Origin of the sequence: Roseateles sp. (genome assembly GCF_044373315.1) — a bacterium.
Classification (GTDB): Bacteria; Pseudomonadota; Gammaproteobacteria; order Burkholderiales; family Burkholderiaceae_C; genus JACDQM01.
The window spans coordinates 1-17561 of record NZ_JBILQK010000028.1; the positions used below are offsets into that span (position 1 = coordinate 1).

14 protein-coding genes and 1 pseudogene are annotated in these 17561 nt (G+C 65.5%); 13 read left to right on the top strand and 2 right to left on the bottom strand.

The window, feature by feature from the left end; translation table 11 throughout:
- Positions 1–197: 197 nt before the first annotated feature.
- The 5 genes from ACIQ67_RS08720 (at position 198) to ACIQ67_RS08740 (ending at position 7227) form a co-directional block, all read left to right on the top strand.
- Entirely contained in the window at positions 198–341 is a 144-nt protein-coding gene (locus ACIQ67_RS08720; RefSeq protein WP_397533977.1) for a hypothetical protein, read from the top strand.
- Positions 342–847: 506 nt separating this feature from the next.
- Complete coding sequence (gene groES / locus ACIQ67_RS08725; protein ID WP_102768033.1) at positions 848–1138, top strand: co-chaperone GroES; 291 nt, start codon at positions 848–850, stop codon at positions 1136–1138.
- A gap of 55 nt (positions 1139–1193) precedes the next feature.
- Complete coding sequence (gene groL / locus ACIQ67_RS08730) at positions 1194–2840, top strand: chaperonin GroEL (RefSeq protein WP_397533978.1); 1647 nt, start codon at positions 1194–1196, stop codon at positions 2838–2840.
- A 120-nt stretch (positions 2841–2960) separates the two neighbouring features.
- Positions 2961–4970: a DUF1631 family protein gene (locus ACIQ67_RS08735; RefSeq protein ID WP_397533979.1), complete on the top strand. Its 2010-nt coding sequence runs from the start codon at positions 2961–2963 to the stop codon at positions 4968–4970.
- The gene (locus ACIQ67_RS08740) at positions 4957–7227 is read left to right on the top strand and encodes a patatin-like phospholipase family protein (protein WP_397533980.1); all 2271 of its coding nucleotides are present in this window, start codon (positions 4957–4959) and stop codon (positions 7225–7227) included. The genes ACIQ67_RS08735 and ACIQ67_RS08740 overlap by 14 nt, the downstream gene beginning before the upstream one ends.
- Here ACIQ67_RS08740 and ACIQ67_RS08745 read toward each other — a convergent pair.
- Together ACIQ67_RS08745 and yihA are read right to left on the bottom strand one after the other, a co-directional pair.
- Positions 7211–8101 (bottom strand): alpha/beta fold hydrolase, encoded by an 891-nt coding sequence (locus tag ACIQ67_RS08745; RefSeq protein ID WP_397533981.1) that lies wholly within the window; start codon positions 8099–8101, stop codon positions 7211–7213. The genes ACIQ67_RS08740 and ACIQ67_RS08745 overlap by 17 nt on opposite strands.
- A 57-nt stretch (positions 8102–8158) precedes the next feature.
- A complete protein-coding gene (gene yihA, locus ACIQ67_RS08750; RefSeq protein WP_397533982.1) occupies positions 8159–8866 on the bottom strand; it encodes a ribosome biogenesis GTP-binding protein YihA/YsxC in 708 nt (235 codons plus the stop codon).
- 126 nt (positions 8867–8992) lie between these two features.
- Between yihA and ACIQ67_RS08755 the strand changes: the two genes are divergently transcribed.
- The 8 genes and pseudogenes from ACIQ67_RS08755 to ACIQ67_RS08790 form a co-directional block, all read left to right on the top strand.
- Entirely contained in the window at positions 8993–9610 is a 618-nt protein-coding gene (locus ACIQ67_RS08755) for a c-type cytochrome (RefSeq protein WP_397533983.1), read from the top strand.
- A 131-nt stretch (positions 9611–9741) separates the two neighbouring features.
- Positions 9742–11883, top strand: coding sequence for a cytochrome c biogenesis protein ResB (locus ACIQ67_RS08760; RefSeq protein ID WP_397533984.1), 2142 nt, complete (start codon positions 9742–9744; stop codon positions 11881–11883).
- The gene (gene ccsB / locus ACIQ67_RS08765; RefSeq protein WP_397533985.1) at positions 11880–13253 is read left to right on the top strand and encodes a c-type cytochrome biogenesis protein CcsB; all 1374 of its coding nucleotides are present in this window, start codon (positions 11880–11882) and stop codon (positions 13251–13253) included. The genes ACIQ67_RS08760 and ccsB overlap by 4 nt, the downstream gene beginning before the upstream one ends.
- 11 nt (positions 13254–13264) lie before the next feature.
- Complete coding sequence (locus ACIQ67_RS08770; RefSeq protein ID WP_397533986.1) at positions 13265–14050, top strand: substrate-binding periplasmic protein; 786 nt, start codon at positions 13265–13267, stop codon at positions 14048–14050.
- Between the two features lie 98 nt (positions 14051–14148).
- Complete coding sequence (gene msrP / locus ACIQ67_RS08775; protein WP_397533987.1) at positions 14149–15129, top strand: protein-methionine-sulfoxide reductase catalytic subunit MsrP; 981 nt, start codon at positions 14149–14151, stop codon at positions 15127–15129.
- Between the two features lie 2 nt (positions 15130–15131).
- A complete protein-coding gene (locus ACIQ67_RS08780; RefSeq protein ID WP_397533988.1) occupies positions 15132–15752 on the top strand; it encodes a sulfite oxidase heme-binding subunit YedZ in 621 nt (206 codons plus the stop codon).
- A 26-nt stretch (positions 15753–15778) separates the two neighbouring features.
- Entirely contained in the window at positions 15779–16603 is an 825-nt protein-coding gene (locus ACIQ67_RS08785) for a hypothetical protein (RefSeq protein WP_397533989.1), read from the top strand.
- Positions 16603–17340: pseudogene (locus tag ACIQ67_RS08790) on the top strand (NAD(P)/FAD-dependent oxidoreductase); the annotation flags it as partial. The gene ACIQ67_RS08785 and the pseudogene ACIQ67_RS08790, both read left to right, overlap by 1 nt.
- Between the last annotated feature and the right edge of the window lie 221 nt (positions 17341–17561).

A 17561-nucleotide genomic window follows, 5' to 3' on the forward strand; every position in this document is an offset into this window, starting at 1 on the left:
CGCGTCGCCGCGTGCGCTTGCTCGATTGCCCCAGTCCAAGACTCGTCTGCTTCATGGTCTCAATCATCTCAGCCGCTCAGGTCGTCCGGTAGCTGATTTCCCCGGGGTTTATGCAGACCATCCCTAAGTCCGCTTTCAGCCTGGTACTGAGGTTCGGTGAACTTCGGCTCTGGGCACGAACCTGCCTTACACAACGATTGAGCGAGCCTGATCCGATGGCTCGTGATGCGGCTTTAGCAACGCGTGAAAGCAGTCGTTTGTGCCGGCACGGCGCAAGTGCCGCAATTGAACGACCGGTGCTGGAGGTGAAGCTGCCGATCAAGGTCAGCGGTGCTCAATGACCGGTATTCGTGTCTGCAGCCGCTCAGGCGCTGACCAGCGAGTGACTCCCATCAGCCTAAAGTGGCGGGGGCCTCCTCGCCGCTTCGTCTCACAACCGATCGCAGCCATACGTAGTCACGCAGTAGAAGTAGCGCAGCCCCCCCCCTTCGGCCGCATCGTCACACAAGGTGACGAGAAGCTCGTGCTCTAGAGGGGGCATCCGGGGACTCCCCGCACATCCAAGTGCCCGTGTCTTCGTTCTGCAATGCGTCTCAATCATCCCCGCTAGGCCTGGGGAGTTCAAAACTAAATGAAAAAAATTCAAAACTGAGTGAGAACCGACAACGAGCAAGGCCTGCCCCTTGAAAGCCAGACAGACACCCATATAATCGTTCTACTAGCACTCACCGGAATAGAGTGCTAATGACTCTCCGGGCTCCCAGCCCGTTGGGTATTCGCATCTGAACGGAGGTCCGGTTCACCGGGCATCCTGGCTTCAAGCACCGAGAAATCTCAAGGAGAAGTGATGAAACTGCGTCCTCTGCACGATCGCGTGATCGTTAAGCGCCTGGAACAAGAAACCAAGACCGCTTCGGGCATCGTCATCCCTGACGCCGCCGCCGAGAAGCCGGATCAGGGCGAAGTGCTGGCCGTCGGCGCTGGCAAGCGCAACGACAAGGGCGACCTGATCGCACTGAACGTCAAGGTCGGTGACCGCGTGCTGTTCGGCAAGTATTCGGGCCAGACCGTCAAGGTTGATGGCGACGAGCTGCTCGTCATGCGCGAAGAAGATCTGTTTGCCGTTGTCGAGAAGTAAATCTTCCGCAACCCGCAACACATCTGACCTCACTTAAGAATTCGGAGAAATACACATGGCAGCAAAAGACGTGATCTTTGGCGGCGAGGCACGTGCCCGCATGGTTGAAGGCGTGAACATCCTGGCCAACGCGGTCAAGGTGACCCTGGGCCCCAAGGGCCGCAATGTGGTGCTCGAGCGCTCTTTCGGCGCCCCCACCGTGACCAAGGACGGCGTGTCCGTGGCCAAGGAAATCGAGCTGAAGGACAAGCTGCAGAACATGGGCGCTCAGATGGTCAAGGAAGTTGCTTCCAAGACTTCTGACAACGCCGGCGACGGCACCACCACCGCCACCGTGCTGGCCCAGGCCATCGTGCGCGAAGGCATGAAGTACGTGGCCGCCGGCATGAACCCGATGGACCTGAAGCGCGGCATCGACAAGGCGGTCACCGCACTGGTCGCCGAGTTGAAGAAGGCATCCAAGGCCACGACCACCTCGAAGGAAATCGCTCAAGTCGGCACGATCTCGGCCAACAGCGACTCCGACGTCGGCGGCATCATCGCCGAGGCGATGGACAAGGTCGGCAAGGAAGGCGTGATCACCGTCGAAGACGGCAAGAGCCTGAACAACGAGCTGGATGTCGTCGAAGGCATGCAGTTCGACCGCGGCTACCTGTCGCCCTACTTCATCAACAACCCCGAGAAGCAGTCGGCCATCCTGGACAACCCCTTTGTCCTGCTGTTCGACAAGAAGATCTCGAACATCCGCGACCTGTTGCCCACGCTGGAACAAGTGGCCAAGGCCGGCCGGCCGCTGCTGATCATCGCTGAGGAAGTCGAAGGCGAAGCCCTGGCAACCCTGGTGGTCAACACCATCCGCGGCATCCTGAAGGTCGTGGCCGTCAAGGCTCCGGGCTTCGGCGACCGTCGCAAGGCCATGCTGGAAGACATCGCCATCCTGACCGGCGGCAAGGTCATCGCCGAGGAAGTCGGCCTGACGCTGGAGAAGGTCACGCTGGCTGACCTGGGCCAGGCCAAGCGCGTCGAAGTGGGCAAGGAAAACACCACCATCATCGATGGCAACGGTGCCGCTGCCGACATCGAAGCCCGCGTCAAGCAAGTGCGCATCCAGATCGAGGAAGCCACCAGCGACTACGACCGCGAGAAGCTGCAAGAGCGCGTGGCCAAGCTGGCCGGCGGTGTTGCCGTGATCAAGGTTGGCGCCGCCACCGAAGTCGAAATGAAGGAAAAGAAGGCCCGCGTCGAAGACGCGCTGCACGCCACGCGCGCAGCCGTTGAAGAAGGCATCGTGGCCGGTGGTGGCGTGGCCCTGCTGCGCGCCAAGCAAGCTGCTGGCGTCATCAAGGGTGACAACGCTGACCAGGACGCCGGCATCAAGCTGGTGCTGAAGGCCATCGAAGCCCCGCTGCGCGAGATCGTCTACAACGCTGGTGGCGAAGCCTCCGTCGTCGTGAACGCCGTGCTGGCCGGCAAGGGCAACTACGGCTTCAATGCCGCCAACGACACCTATGGCGACATGATCGAAATGGGTATCCTGGACCCGACCAAGGTGACCCGCACCGCGCTGCAGAACGCTGCTTCGGTCTCCTCGCTGATGCTGACGACCGAGTGCATGGTCGCTGAATCGCCGAAGGAAGAAGCAGCCGGCGGCGGCATGCCTGGCGGCATGGGCGGCATGGGCGGCATGGGCATGGACATGTAAGTCCAGTCCGAGCAGTATTTTGCTCAATGAAGGGGTCGCCGCGAGGCGGCCCCTTTTTTCATGGGGCCGGCATTCCATAATCCCCCGCATTCTTTCGCCGGGGCTCCGCCCCAACTGAACATGGCCTCCGCCCCTTCGCTGCAATCTCTTGTCGACGACGCCCTGATCCTGCTGCCCACGCTGGCGCGACGCATCGTCGACGACACGCTGGGCGAACTGCGGCGTCGCCCGCAGCATTACCCCCTGTTCGAAACCTGGCAGCGCCAGAGTGGACGCCTGACCGAGGCACTGGAAGCCACACTCAGCCCGATGCTGCAAGCCGCTGGTCAGGGTCGCGACCCCTTGCACCTGGGAAGCTCCCAGGGCATGACCTCACTCAGCCTGGTCGACGAAACGCAGGCCTTGCGTGACGTGGCCATCGCCCACGCGGCCCAGGCCATCGAGGATCAGAGCCGCGCCGAGCTACATCAGCTGGGCAACTTCTTCGCCGCGCTGCGCGGTATCGCGAGGCCGCGCAAGAACGAGAACCCCTTGCGTGCCGAGTTGTTCGCCCACGGCTTCTACAAAGTGCTGGAGACCATCCCGCTCGACGCGCAGTCTGCCTACGCCCTCGTCCAGGTCGCCGCTGCACCGCTGGCCCAGAGCGTCAACATGCTCTATGCCAACCTGTGCGAGCAGCTGCGCCAGGCGGAGCTGAGCCACCTCGTTTCCAGCCATGCCGCGCGCCACGCCGACAACCTGCAGCAGATGCGGCGCGCCAAGTCGAGCACGGAAGTTGGCCTGTTCAAGTTCACCGAGCCCGCCACGCTGGACGGCTTGTCGCGCCGGGTGGATGCTGTCAACTCGAGGCCGCAGCCCCTCAACACCGAGCCGGCACCCCTGCTCGGGCCGGCCAGCCTGGCGCCAGGCAAGGACCTGCTGAGCCGCTTGTACGACCAGATCCTGGCCGACCCGCATCTGCCTGCGCCAGTGAAAGCCCGTCTGGCCAGACTGCAGGTGGCGGTGTCGCGGCTGGCCATGGTGGACCTCAGCCTGCTGCGCCGCCAGGACCATCCGACCTGGCTGCTGCTGAACCGCGTTGCTGCCCATGGCATGGGCTTCGACAGGGCTGACGATGCCCAGCTGCAGGTGTTCCTGGGCTTCCTCGATGAACAGATCGAGCAGTTGGTCTCTCAGCCGCAGTTGAGCGCCGCCCTGTTCCAGAAAGCACAGCTCTCGGTACGCGACTTCATCGCCCAGGCAGCCAGCCAGCGCAATGCGCCCAACACCGAGGCGCTGGCCGTGCTCGAACGGCAGCAGATGCGCGAGCAATGGCAGCGGCTGATCAAGGAGCAGATCACCGACCAGTTGGCCGAAGCCACAGGCACGGCCGAGGTCAGCCCGGTGCTGCGTGCCTTCCTGCGCAGCGTCTGGGTGGACGTGATCGTCGAAGCCATGGTGCAGAACGGCCGCGAGTCAGCTGCCGCGCAATCCCATATCGAACTGGTCGACGCCTTGCTCACCAGCCTGCACCCCCCCGCCAACAGCGCAGAACGAGAACGGCTGCGTCGCATGCTGCCGGGCCTGGTGCAGCAGCTCGAACGCGGCATGGAGGCTGTCGGTCTGGCGTCGGACAAACGTAGATTGCTGCTCGACGACCTAATGCAGGTGCACGGACGCTTGCTGCTGGGGCCTGCGACCCCGAAGCCGGCCCCCGAGCAGTTGGCCGCCGCAGCACGCGAACTCAGTCCTGCGGAGCTGACGCGGCGCATGCTCGCGGAACGCGAGTCCCAGCTGCCCAGCGCCTTCTTCCAGACGCGGATCGACCGCGGTGTGCTGCCCACGGTGCCACTGCCGCTGCCGACCGAGACGCGACGCGACGCGATCGACAGCTGGATGGAGCAGCTGCAACTTGGCACCTGGCATCACATGTTCGTGCAAAGCGAATGGATCACCGCGCAGATCACCTGGATCAGCGAGAACGAACAGATGTTCCATTTCGTCGGCCAGGACAGCGCCCAGCAGCACACGCTCACCCGCGGCGCCATCGAGCAGCTGCTGGCCAACGGACTGATCGCCCACATCGACGAGCAAAGCCTGGTGCAGCGCGCGATCGAACAACTGATGCACACCCTCGATGAAGGGCCCTGATCGCCCCTGGCACGCCCTGCTGGGCCTGCTGTGGCTTGCAGCGCTGACGCCTGCAGTGCTGGCCAACCCGCGTGCCGACAAGGCCAGCGAAACGCCGCAAGCGCGCCCCAAGCTCGGCTTGGTGCTGTCGGGTGGCGGCGCGCGCGGCCTGGCCCATATCGGTGTACTCAAGGTGCTGGAGCGGGAGCGCATCCCGGTCGACATGATTGCCGGTACCTCCATGGGCGCCATCATCGGCGGCCTGCACGCGAGCGGCCTTTCTGCGACCGAGCTGGAGCGGGAGCTGGCGGACCTGTCCTGGTCCCAGGTGTTCAACAGGCGGGTTGATCGGCAGCTGTTGTCGCAGCGCCGCAAGGAAGAGGATTTCGAGTTCTCGCCAGCCGTCGAGCTGGGCATGCGCAACGGTCAGATCCTGGCGCCGCAGAGCACCCTGTCCAGCCGCGGCCTGGAGCTGCTGCTGCGCCGCTTCACCCTGCCAGTGAGCCAGATCGAACGCTTCGATGCCCTGCCCACCCCCTTTCGCGCCGTGTCCACCGACATGGAAAGCGGTGGCCAGGTCGTCATCGACCAAGGTGATCTCGCGCTGGCCATGCGTTCCAGCATGAGCGTGCCCGGTGTCTTCGCGCCGATCGAACGGCAGGGTCGCATCCTCGGCGATGGTGGCCTGGTCAACAACCTGCCGGTCGACGTGGCACGCAGCCTGGGCGCCGAAGTGCTGGTGGCCGTCAACGTCGGCACGCCGCTGGCCGGACGCGACAGCCTGTCCTCCCTGGTCGGACTGACGGCGCAGATGATCAACATCCTGACCGAGCAGAACGTTCAGCGCAGCCTGGCCAGCCTGTGGGAACAGGACGTGCTGATCTCACCCGAACTGGGCCGGCTCTCGTCGGCTGACTTCGACCGCAGCAGCGAGTTCATTGCAGCCGGCGAGCGCGCCGCCGAAGCCTTGCTGCCGCGGCTGCGTGCTTTCGCCGTTCCCGCCGAGGACTACGCGCGCTGGCAACTGGCACGCCGCAATCCCAACCGGCAGGCGCCGCGCCTGGCCGCGGTCGTGATCGAGGGCAGCGAACAGACACACCCTGAACGTCTCACGGCCCAGCTGGCCTCAAGATCAGGCGAGCCTTTCAGCCCCGAACGGGCCGAGCGCGACATGCGGCTGCTGGCCTCGTCCGGCGACTATGTGCGCGTCGACTACCACGTGGAACAGCGCAGCAGCGGCGACACGCTGGTATTCACGACGGAGGACAAGCCCTGGGGGCCCAACTACTTCCGCATCGGGCTGGACCTGAGCACCGACTTTTCCGGCGACAGTGCCTTCAACCTGCGTGTCAGCCACAACCGCCACTGGCTGACCCCAAGCGGCACCGAGTGGCGCAACCAGCTGACCATTGGCCAGACGCCGCGCCTGTACAGCGAGATCTACCAGCCGCTGACCCTGAAGATCGGCCAGTCGGCGGACTGGTTCCTGTCCGCCTGGGGTGAGCTGGACCGGCGCCGGATCAACCTCTACGACCAGGCCGGCGAGGGCCGCAACATTGCGCGCTTCGGACGTTCCGGCAGCACCATCGGCCTCGACCTGGGCCAGCCCTGGGGCAACTTCGGCGAGTTGCGCCTGGGCCTGGTGCATCAGGGCTGGCGCGTCACACCTGAGCTGCTCTCGGCCGAACTGCCCCAGGGCATCGCCAGCCAGACCTGGCGTGAGACCGGCCTGCGATTGAAGGCCGTGATTGACCAGCTCGACTACGCCAACTTCCCGCAAAGCGGCTACCGCCTTGTGTTCGACGCGCTGGGCGGCCACCAGTCCGGACCCGCCACCCGCCGAGCGGACTTCAATCGGATGGAGTTGCAAGCCACTGGCGTCAAGAGTTGGGGCGCACACACACTGAGCTTAAATATGCGGGCGCTGCATGCCAAGCAGCCCGAGACCTCGGCCCAGGGCCCGTACACGCTGGGCGGCTTCCAGCAGCTTTCGGGCTACCAAGCGGGCCAGCTCAATGGCAACACGCTGCTGTTCGGCCGCGCTACCTATTACATGCGACTGCGCGACGCGCCGCTGCTGACACGCAGCTTCGTGCTGGGCGCCTCGCTGGAAGCCGGCAATGCCTGGAATCGCCGCCAGGCCGCTTCGCTGTCCGACCTGCGCGGGGCCAGCAGCGTCTTCGTCGGCGCCGATACCGGCCTAGGACCGCTGTACCTTGGCCTGGGCCATGCGCCGCGCGGCGGCACCGCGCTCTATCTGTTCATAGGCCGGCCCTGACGAAGCCCTCGATGAGGCTGGCCACACGCGACGGCTGCTGATGCACGATCCAGTGCCCGGCGTCGGACACGCGCGCCAATCGAAGCTGCGGCACAAAACGCTCCAGACCGTCCAGCAGCACAGGCAGCAAGGCATGGTCTTGCTCGCCCCAGATCACCAGCGTAGGCAGCGTCACGGTGACGAATTCCGGCGCGAAGCTCAGCGCCGCAGCGGCCGGATCGGCAGAGGTGGCAGGCCGCATCGGCGATGCCCGGTAGTAGTTCAGCGGGCCTGTCAGGCCATGCGCCCACTGCGCGCGGTAGCGCTGGCGCAATGCCTCATCCAGCCACGGTGCACTGCCGTCAGGCCCGTTGAAGAAGGGCCACAGGCGCGCATAGTCGTTCGCGGCCAGCAGCGCCTCGGCGTCGGGGCGGCAGAAGAAGTTCATGTACTCGCTGGCCGCCTGCTGCGCCGCGTCGTGCTGCAAGGCGTGCAAGAAAGTGCCGGGGTGTGGCGAGTTGATGATGACCAGGCGCTGCATCAGCTCGGGCCGCTGTACCGCCAGGTTCCAGGCCACCGCGCCGCCCCAGTCGTGTGCGATCAGCGCGTCCAGCGGCCCGGTGCCGGTCTGCTCGATCAGCGCCACCAGATCGGCCACCAGATGCTTGGCGCGGTAGGCCGAAACCTCGGCCGGCGCGCTACTCTCGCCGTAGCCGCGCAAATCAGGTGCGATGCAGCGCCAGCGCCGGCCCAGGGTCTGCAGCAGCTCATCCCAGATGAAGGCGCCTTCCGGAAAGCCATGCAGCAGCAGCAAGCGCGGCGCATCGGCCGGGCCGCTGGCGCGGCAGGACAGGCTGATGCCATGCGGCAGCGCCAGCTTGAGTGTCTCGATCATCATCAGCCCTCCAGCATGCGGGGGCCGAGTATGGCGGCGCAGGGCTGCGCCACCCTGTCACGCCGGCGACGGCTCGGGGGGCGGAATTTCCCCCATCTGCGGCGCCGGCGGTGCGCTGTGCACCCAGTCGTGCAGGATGTGTGCGACGTCGGCCACGCCCTGCTTCTTCAGGGCTGAGAACAGCGTGACGGAAATGTCCGCCTCTTCGGTTGCCAACTCGCCCAGGAACTCCTGGCAGGTCGCCAGCGCCGCATTGGCTTCCTTGCGGTTGAGCTTGTCTGCCTTGGTCAGCAACACCAGCAGGCGCACCGAGCCATTGGCCACGCGAGCAGCGACGAAATCGAGCAACTGCTTGTCAAGATCGGTCAGGCCCAGACGCGAATCGACCATCAGCACCACGCCCGAGAGGCTGCGGCGCAGCTCCAGATAGTCGGCCATCACCTTCTGCCAACGCAGCTTGGCCGAGCGCGCCACCGCCGCATAGCCGTAGCCTGGCAGATCGGCGAACAAGGCGTCGGCCGCGTCCTTCGGGCCCAGCTCGAACAGGTTGATGTGCTGGGTGCGGCCTGGCGTCTTCGACGCGAAGGCCAGACGCTTCTGCTGGGCCAGCGTGTTGATGGCCGTGGACTTGCCGGCGTTGGACCGGCCGACGAAGGCGATCTCGGGCAATTCGGTCACAGGCAGGTGCACCAACTGGCTGGCGGTGGTCAGGAAACGTGCGGTGTGGGTCCATGCCAACACCGTCTTGTCCGAGGGTGCCTCCATGGGTGCAGGCGTCTCGGACGCCTGGATTGGCGACGTATTCGGAGTGGAGTTGGTCATGAAGCTACCGGGCTGGAGGAATTGCCATTGTAAAATCCCCGAGTTGCGCTTACCGAACCCATAAATCCCATGAAGACTGCCGCATTCCTGTTGACGGGCCTTTTGTTCGCTGCCACAGCCGGCGCCGCTGGAACCCAGGCCCCGGCCAAGGCCGATCTGGTCAAGGGCCAGGCGATCGCCACGCAAATGTGTGTGGCCTGCCACACCGCCGATGGCTCGCGCGGCAGCCCCGCCAACCCGATCCTGGCCGGCCAGCATGCTGACTACCTGTTCAAGCAACTGACCGAATTCAAGGAAGGCAAGCGCAAGAACGCCGTGATGAGCGGCATGGTCGCAGCGCTGACGCCGGAAGACATGAAGAACGTCGCCGCCTTCTACGCGTCCAAGACCGCCAAGCCTGGCTTTGCCAAGGACAAGACCCTGGTTGCTCTCGGCGAGAAGATCTACCGCGGCGGCATTTCCGACCGAGCCATCCCGGCCTGCGCAGCTTGCCACAGCCCGAACGGTGCCGGCATGCCAGCCCAGTATCCCCGTCTCGCCGGCCAGCACAGCGACTACACCGAACTGCAGCTGAATACCTTCCGCAGCGGCGCACGTGCCAACAACGCGTCCATGGTGGCCATTGCCGCCAAGATGAATGATCGCGAGATCAAGGCCGTTTCCGACTACATCGCCGGCCTGCGCTGATCATGGGCGGCCGGGCCATGACCCGGATACCACCGCCTTGACTCTGAAGACAAGCTGAATGGCCGGTGCTCTGCTCCGGCCATTTTTCCATGCCGCACCCCATTGACGGCCCGAAGCCACAATCCGCCACCATGTCCGAGTCCGTCCTGACGCAAGATGCGCCATCGCCATCGCCTACCAGCCCGGCGCCGGAGGCGCCGCGCCGCACCAGTGCCTGGCGTGAGCTGTACGAGTTGCTTGCGTCGATGCGCTTCGCGATCTCGCTGCTGACCGTGATTTGCATCGCCTCCGTCATCGGCACGGTGGTCAAGCAACGCGAACCGCTAAACAACTATGTGAACCAATTCGGCCCCTTCTGGGCTGAAGTGCTGGGCAAGCTGGACATCTTCACTGTCTACAGCGCCTGGTGGTTCCTGCTGATCCTGGCCTTCCTGGTGCTGTCCACCAGCCTCTGCATCGCCCGCAATACGCCCAAGATCATTGCTGACCTGAAGAGCTACAAGGAGCATGTGCGCGAGAGCTCGCTGCAGGCCTTCCCGCACAAGGCCCTGGGACACCTGAACCTGCCGCCCGAACAGGCGATGAGCCAGATCTCGGCACTGCTGGACAACGAAGGCTGGAAGGCGCGTGCCCAGGTGCGCGAGCGCGGCACCATGATTGCGGCACGTAAGGGCGCGGCCAACAAGATCGGCTATCTGGCCGCGCACTCATCCATCGTGCTGATCTGCCTGGGCGGCCTGTTTGACGGCGACCTGATCGTGCGGGCGCTGATGTGGGCTCAGGACAAGAGCATCTACCAGGGCGGCGGCCTCGTCAGCGAGGTGAAGGCCGACCATCGCCTCGGCCCGGACAACCCCAGCTTCCGCGGCAACCTGATGGTGCCCGAGGGTGGTCGTGCCGCCACCGCCATCCTGTCCATGCCGGACGGCGTGGTGCTGCAGGACCTGCCCTTCGACGTCGAGCTGAAGAAGTTCATCGTCGAGTACTACGACACCGGCATGCCCAAGCTGTTCGCCAGCGAGATCTCGATCCGCGATCATGAAACCGGTGCAGTGAGCCAGGCCCTGGTGAAGGTCAACGAGCCGGCTTTCCATCGTGGCGTGGCGATCTACCAGAGCAGCTTTGACGATGGCGGGTCACAGCTGAAGCTGACTGCATTGCCGCTCAAGGCGCGCGCGCCGGCCTTCGACATCGAAGGCATCGTCGGCGGCTCGACCTCGCTGAGCAATGGCGACGAGAAGCTGACCCTCGAGTTCAGCGGCCTGCGCATCATCAACGTCGAGAACATGAGCAAGACGGAGACCGGCACCGACGTGCGCAAGGTGGATCTGGTCGCCTCTCTCGACAAGCACCTGGGCAGCGGTGGCAAGCCCCCCGCCGACAAGAAGCTGCAGAACGTCGGCCCCTCGGTGAGCTACAAGCTGCGCGATGCCAGCGGCCAGGCCCGCGAGTACAACAACTACATGGTGCCGGTGGAGCTGGACGGCCAGCGCGTGTTCCTGGCCGGCGTGCGCGACACCCCGACCGAGTCCTACCGCTACCTGCGCATCCCGGTGGACGAGCAGGGCGAGATTCAGGGCTGGGTGCATCTGCGCCAGGCGCTGGGCGATGCCAGCATGCGAGAGCGCGCCGCCGAGCGCTATGCCGCCCTGGCAGCCCCGGAAGACAAACCCGAGATGCGCCCCCAGCTGAAGGCCACGGCCCTGCGTGCCTTGGGCCTGTTTGCTGGCGCCGAAGGCGTCAAGCCCGGCTCGACCGGCGAGATCGGCGGCTTGCCAGCACTCTCACAGTTCATCGACAGCGAAGTGCCCGAGGCCGAACGTGCCCGCGTCTCCGAGGTGCTGCTGCGCATCCTCAATGGCGGCCTGTTTGAGCTCTACAAGATGACCCGCCAGCAAGCCGGCCAGCCTGCGCCGGAGCCCAGCGCCTCGACCCAGGCCTTCATGACACAGGCCGTGCTGGCACTTTCCGACAGCATGTTCTATCCGGCACCGGTGCTGCTGCAGCTGGCGGACTTCAAGCAGATCCAGGCCAGCGTGTTCCAGGTCGCCCGGGCGCCGGGACAGAAGATGGTCTATTTGGGCGCGGTACTGCTGATCATCGGGGTGTTCGCGATGCTCTACATCAAGGAGCGGCGCTTGTGGATCTGGCTGGAGCCAGTCCAGAATGGCACGCGCCTGCGCATGGCACTGTCCAGCACCCGCAACTCGCTGGACACCGATAGCGAATTCGAGAGCCTGAAGAAGGCTGTACTGAAGGACGACAAGACATGAACGCTGCCACCAACACTGTGACGCCAAGCATCAGCCTGGGCCGGCGTGGCCTTCTGGCCACACGCACGGCAGGCGATTGGCTGTTCGCCCTGCTGCTCGTGGTGGGAGCAGGCTATGCGTTCTCGCGCTACAGCGCGTCGATGGACGTCTACGAAAAAGGCATCCTGGCCTGCTCCGTGCCCTCGCTGATCGCGCTTGGCTGGTTCTGGCGACCGCTGCGACTGCTGTCGGTGCTGGTCGGCGCCGCCAGCCTGCTGGCGATCCAGTTGTATCTGCGCCAGACCGATGGCTTCGGCGCTGACCTGGCCGCCGCTGACAATGTTTTCCTGCTCAAGTACGCCCTGTCCAGCCAGAGCGCCATCCTGTGGATGAGCCTGCTGTTCTTCATGAGCACGCTGTTCTACTGGGGCGGTTTCTTCAGCAAGCGCGAAGTCGGCAACGACAGCGTGGCCGAGCACATCGGCACGCGGCTGGCCTGGGGCGCTGTTTTCATGGCCCTGGTCGGCACCATGGTGCGCTGGTACGAGAGCCACCAGATCGCGCCTGATATCGGCCACATCCCGGTCAGCAACCTGTACGAAGTGTTCGTGATGTTCGCCTGGATGACCACGCTGATGTACCTTTACTACGAGCAGCGCTTCAAGACGCGTGCCCTGGGTGCGTGGGTGATGCTGGTGGTCAGCGCCTCGGTGGCCTTCCTGCTCTGGTACACGGTGGCGCGCGGCGCCCACGAGATCCAGCCGCTGGTGCCGGCGCTGCAGAGCTGGTGGATGAAGATCCACGTGCCGGCCAACTTCGTCGGCTACGGCACCTTTGCGATGGCCGCCATGGTGGCCCTGGCCTATCTGCTGAAGACTGCCACGCCGCGTGCGCTGGTCATCGGCCTGATCGGCGTACCTGGCGTGCTGGTGGCCATCTTGCTGGCCTTCCGTTTCGGCATGACGACAACGCCCGAGATCGCATCCGGCCTGGAAGGCTGGGCGCGCAAGATGGGCGGCGTCTTCATCTTCCTGAGCGTCTGTGTGGCACTGCGCGGCAAGCTGACGGCACGCCTGCCCTCGCTGGCCGTGCTGGATGACCTGATGTACAAGGCCATCGCGCTGGGCTTTGCCTTCTTCACGATTGCCACCATCCTGGGCGCCTTCTGGGCCGCCGAGGCCTGGGGCGGCTACTGGAGCTGGGACCCCAAGGAGACCTGGGCCCTGATCGTCTGGCTCAACTACGCCGCCTGGCTGCACATGCGCCTGATGAAGGGCTTGCGTGGCGTGGTGGCTTCATGGTGGGCCTTGGTGGGCCTGCTGGTGACCACCTTCGCTTTCCTAGGCGTGAACATGTTCCTGTCGGGGCTCCATTCCTACGGAACGCTGTAAACGAGCCGACCGTGCGCCGTGCGCTGAGCGTCTTCATCCTGCTGCTGGCGGCGGCCGGCCTGCTGCCCGCCCACGCAAGCAGCTTGCGCATTGCCACCGGCGAACTCCCACCCTACGCCACAGCCTCGCGCCCGGACCAGGGCGTGGCCCTGCAGATCGTGCGCCGGGCTTTTGAACTCGCTGGGCATGAGGTCACTTACCACTTCCTGCCGTGGTCACGCGCGCAGCAGGAGACTCTGGCCGGGCGCTGGGATGCCACCGCCTACTGGGGTGCATCCGATCAACGGCGACGCGACTTCCTGCTCAGCGACAACGTCCTGACCGAGCAATGGGTGATCGTGCATCGCCGCGAACTGGCGGTGGACTGGCGCCAGCTTGCTGACCTGAAGCCCTGGCGCATCGGTGTGATCCGCGACTACACCTACACCCCCGAGTTCTGGGCGCTGGTGAAGGCCGGGACGCTGCAGACCGACAACACGCCCGACGATCTTCTCGGCCTGCGCAAGCTGTTGGCGGGTCGCATCGACTTGATCCCGATGGAGCGCAATGTGGCCTGCGACCTGCTGGCGCGCAACTTCAGCAACGCCGAGGCCGCGCGCCTGGCAGCCCATCCGCGCTTGCTGACCGACAGTTTCACGACCCATCTGATGCTGCCGCCCCAGCTGCCGGCCAGCCGCACCCTGCTGGAGGCCTTCAATCGCGGCCTCGCCAGCCTCAAGGCGTCCGGCGAACATGCGCGCATTCTTGCCTCGGTACGTTGCCCGCGCGACTGGAACAACGGCGTCAAGCATCCCTGATCGTCAGGCCTCAGCGGCGTGTCCAGCGGAATCGGCGCAGATGACGTAAGGTTCAGCCGCCTCATGCGACTGAAGCTCTTTCATTTCCGGAGAACCCGATGACCAAGCCCTCGCTGCGCCCGGCAGACCCACTGCTGCCTTCGGAGATCGCCCCGCGCCATCTGGTGCAGCAGCGTCGCGACTGGTTGCGGCTGATGGCCGGTACCGCCGCCGGCACGGCACTGGCCGGCTGGGCCGGGCGCGAGGCGATGGCGCAGAACCAGAATGCCAAGCTTGCCGCCATCAAGAGCACCACCCCTGGCGGCATGACGATGGAAAAGCTCACCAGCTACCAGGACGCCACTACCTACAACAACTTCTACGAGTTCGGCACCGACAAGAGCGACCCGGCGCGCGCTGCCGGCGCGCTGAAGACCCGCCCCTGGAGCGTCGTGGTCGAAGGCGAGATCAACAAGCCCGGCGTGTTCGACCTCGACGCGCTGCTCAAGCTAGCGCCGATGGAAGAACGAATCTACCGCCTGCGTTGCGTCGAAGGCTGGTCGATGGTGATCCCCTGGGTCGGCTGGTCGCTGGCCGAGCTGATCAAGAAGGTGGAGCCCAACAGCCGCGCCAAGTACGTCGAGTTCGTCACCCTGGCCGACCGCGCGCAGATGCCGGGGCTGCGCTCGGGCGTGCTGGATTGGCCCTATGTCGAAGGCCTGCGCATGGACGAGGCAATGCACCCGCTGACGCTGCTGGCTTTCGGCATGTACGGTGAGGTGATGCCGAAGCAGAACGGCGCACCGCTGCGCCTGGTAGTGCCCTGGAAGTACGGCTTCAAATCGGCCAAGTCCCTGGTCAAGATCCGCTTTGTCGAGCGCGAGCCGGTCAGCAGCTGGACCCGTGCCGCGCCGCAGGAGTACGGCTTCTTCTCCAACGTGAACCCCAAGGTCGACCACCCGCGCTGGAGTCAGGCGACTGAGCGCCGCATCGGCGAGGACGGCCTGTTCGCGAAGAAGCGCCCGACGCTGATGTTCAACGGCTACGAGGCCCAGGTGGGCCAGCTCTACGCCGGCATGGATCTGAAGAAACTCTACTGAGCATGCGACGCGTCATCTCGGGCTGGCTGCTGCATCCGGCGGCCAAGCCGCTGCTGTTCCTGCTCTGCCTGGCACCGCTGGCCAGCCTGGTCTGGGGGGCGGTCACCCAGACGCTGGGTGCCAACCCGGCAGAGGCCCTGATCCGCGGTCTGGGCGACTGGACGCTGCGCCTGCTGTGGCTGACGCTCGCCATCACGCCGCTGCGCCAGCTCGCCGGGCTTCCGGCCTTGCTGCGCTTTCGGCGCATGCTCGGTGTGTTCGCGTTTGCCTACGCCAGCCTGCATCTGCTGGCCTATGGCTGGCTGGACATGGGGCTGGACCCCGGCGACATCCTGCACGACATCGCCAAGCGCCCCTTCATCCTGATGGGCTTCTGCGCCTGGCTGCTGATGCTGCCGCTGGCCGCCACCAGCTTCAATCGCGCGATCAAGGCGCTGGGCGGCAAACGCTGGCAGGCGCTTCATCGGCTGGTGTATCTGCTGGCGCTGGTGGCGCTGGCGCACTTCATCTGGATGCGCGCTGGCAAGCAGCTGTTCGTCGAGCCGGCAATCTATGGCGCCATTCTGGCCGTGCTGCTGAGCTGGCGGCTGTGGCAGCGCAGGCGTCAGCGCGGACAGGGATAATCGCAGCTTCGTTCCCAACGCCCCCCATGGACAGCAAGCCCGAAGCCTCTTCGCCGCGCAGCAGCGGCCTGCACGACATCATCGTGACCCTGCCGGTCGCGGCGATCGTAGGGCTGAGCCTGTTCGTGCTGCTGTCGATGGCCGCAGCCATCGGACTGCTGCTCAAAGGCCCGGAAAGCCTCCAAGGTCCGGCCGGCCAGATGCTGGTGGTGCTGCTGCCGATGCTGTTCGCCGTCGCGGCCGCCATCGGCATCCGCCGCACCTCGACACGGCAGATCGATGAACTGGTGGCGCGCTTCCTGGAGCGCACCGTGCAGGACCGCCTGCAACTAGCCTGCCGCGACCATGCCCGCAGCGGCTACCCATTCAGCAAGGCCGACCTGGTGCGCAGCGCCGGCGGGCGCTCCTATGTGAGCTACAAGCTGGACTGGGCCAACGGCTGCGCGGAAGCCGCGCGCGTCGATGTGAAGATGAACGTCTTCAACATCGAACTGGTCGCCGAGTTGCTCATCAACGCCCGCGCACTGGGCCGGCCGCAGGAAGCCGGCGCCGAGTTCGTCGACCGCAGCAATCTACACCGCATCCAGGAGCACCCGCTGCTCAGGCGCTTCCACGGCAGCCTGCAGGGTGCGATCGAGGAAGGCTATGCCATCCGCATCGGCATCCATCCGGAAGGCGAAGAGCGGCTGCGCCTGCAGTTCTCGCTGCGCCAGAAGATGCAGGAGCATTTTCTGGCCTCGCCGTACTTGAAGCGCTACTTCGCCGAAGACCTGGCAATTGCCGTCGGCGTGATCTACAACGAGCTGCGCGACAGCGGGCTGCAAGCCCATTCGCGACTGGAAAGCGCCTGATGACGTCGCCAGCCTTGCATGACGTGCTGATCATCGGCGGCGGCCCGGCCGGCTGCAGTACGGCCTCGTGGCTGAGCCAGCTGGGCCTGCGCACGGCGATCATCGAGCGGGCCCCGCAGCTGTGCCACAGCCTGCGGGACTTCGGCTTCGAGCAGGACTGGCTGCTGGGTGCGCCGGGGCAGAGTCTGGCGTCAATGGGTGAGCACTTCGCACGCCATACCGAGCAGTTGGCAGGCGTGCAGCGGCTGTTGGGTCGCAGCGCCTGCCACATCGACTGGTCGGCATCCGGCTGGCAGCTGCAGCTGGACGATGGCCAGCGCCTGGGCGCCCGCGCCCTCCTGCTGGCCACCGGGCTGACGCCGCTGCGGCCAGAGCCGTTCTTCCCTGGCGGACCCAGCGGCTCGCCGGTGATGGATGCGCTGAGCCTGACCCAGCGCCGTGCCGAACTGGCACCCGGCCGCGTGCTGCTGCTGGGCGGCGGCGACAACGCGATGGAGAACGCGCTCTATCTGCATGCTCGCGGCCACCAGGTGACGCTGTGGTCGCGCAGCGACTGGCGTGCGCAGCAGGCGCTGCAGGAGCGACTGAGCGCCGAGGGCGCGACCATCGTGCAAAGGCCGCGCTGCCCAATGCCGACAGCGCTGCGCGTCGACGGCGCGCAAATCGTCGTCAGCTCAAAGGAATTCGGCGAGGAGCGCTACGACCATGTCGCTGCTCTCCTCGGCTACGTGCCCGAACCTTCCGCCTGGCTGCTGGTGGGTGATGCGCTGCAGCGGGCCGGCATCACTGCTCCCTCGCATCCCTGGCGCGACGAGCCGCGCTTCGCGCCGCTGGGCCTGTTCGTCGCCGGCGACGCCAGCAGCCGCCAGCATCCCTGCGTACAGACCGCTCTCGGCGACGGCGTGGTGGCCGCCAAGCAGATCGAATCCTTCCTGCGGCCGGCCAAGGAAGGCCAGCC

What these genes read in the sequence shown, in the direction of transcription:
- groL (WP_397533978.1), top strand. Translation starts at nt 1,194, where the DNA reads ATGGCAGCAAAAGACGTGATCTTTGGCGGCGAGGCACGTGCCCGCATG.
- ccsB (WP_397533985.1), top strand. Translation starts at nt 11,880, where the DNA reads ATGAACGCTGCCACCAACACTGTGACGCCAAGCATCAGCCTGGGCCGG.
- ACIQ67_RS08740 (WP_397533980.1), top strand. Translation starts at nt 4,957, where the DNA reads ATGAAGGGCCCTGATCGCCCCTGGCACGCCCTGCTGGGCCTGCTGTGG.
- msrP (WP_397533987.1), top strand. Translation starts at nt 14,149, where the DNA reads ATGACCAAGCCCTCGCTGCGCCCGGCAGACCCACTGCTGCCTTCGGAG.
- ACIQ67_RS08780 (WP_397533988.1), top strand. Translation starts at nt 15,132, where the DNA reads ATGCGACGCGTCATCTCGGGCTGGCTGCTGCATCCGGCGGCCAAGCCG.
- ACIQ67_RS08735 (WP_397533979.1), top strand. Translation starts at nt 2,961, where the DNA reads ATGGCCTCCGCCCCTTCGCTGCAATCTCTTGTCGACGACGCCCTGATC.
- ACIQ67_RS08785 (WP_397533989.1), top strand. Translation starts at nt 15,779, where the DNA reads ATGGACAGCAAGCCCGAAGCCTCTTCGCCGCGCAGCAGCGGCCTGCAC.
- ACIQ67_RS08760 (WP_397533984.1), top strand. Translation starts at nt 9,742, where the DNA reads ATGTCCGAGTCCGTCCTGACGCAAGATGCGCCATCGCCATCGCCTACC.
- groES (WP_102768033.1), top strand. Translation starts at nt 848, where the DNA reads ATGAAACTGCGTCCTCTGCACGATCGCGTGATCGTTAAGCGCCTGGAA.
- ACIQ67_RS08755 (WP_397533983.1), top strand. Translation starts at nt 8,993, where the DNA reads ATGAAGACTGCCGCATTCCTGTTGACGGGCCTTTTGTTCGCTGCCACA.
- yihA (WP_397533982.1), bottom strand. Translation starts at nt 8,866, where the DNA reads ATGGAGGCACCCTCGGACAAGACGGTGTTGGCATGGACCCACACCGCA.
- ACIQ67_RS08745 (WP_397533981.1), bottom strand. Translation starts at nt 8,101, where the DNA reads ATGATCGAGACACTCAAGCTGGCGCTGCCGCATGGCATCAGCCTGTCC.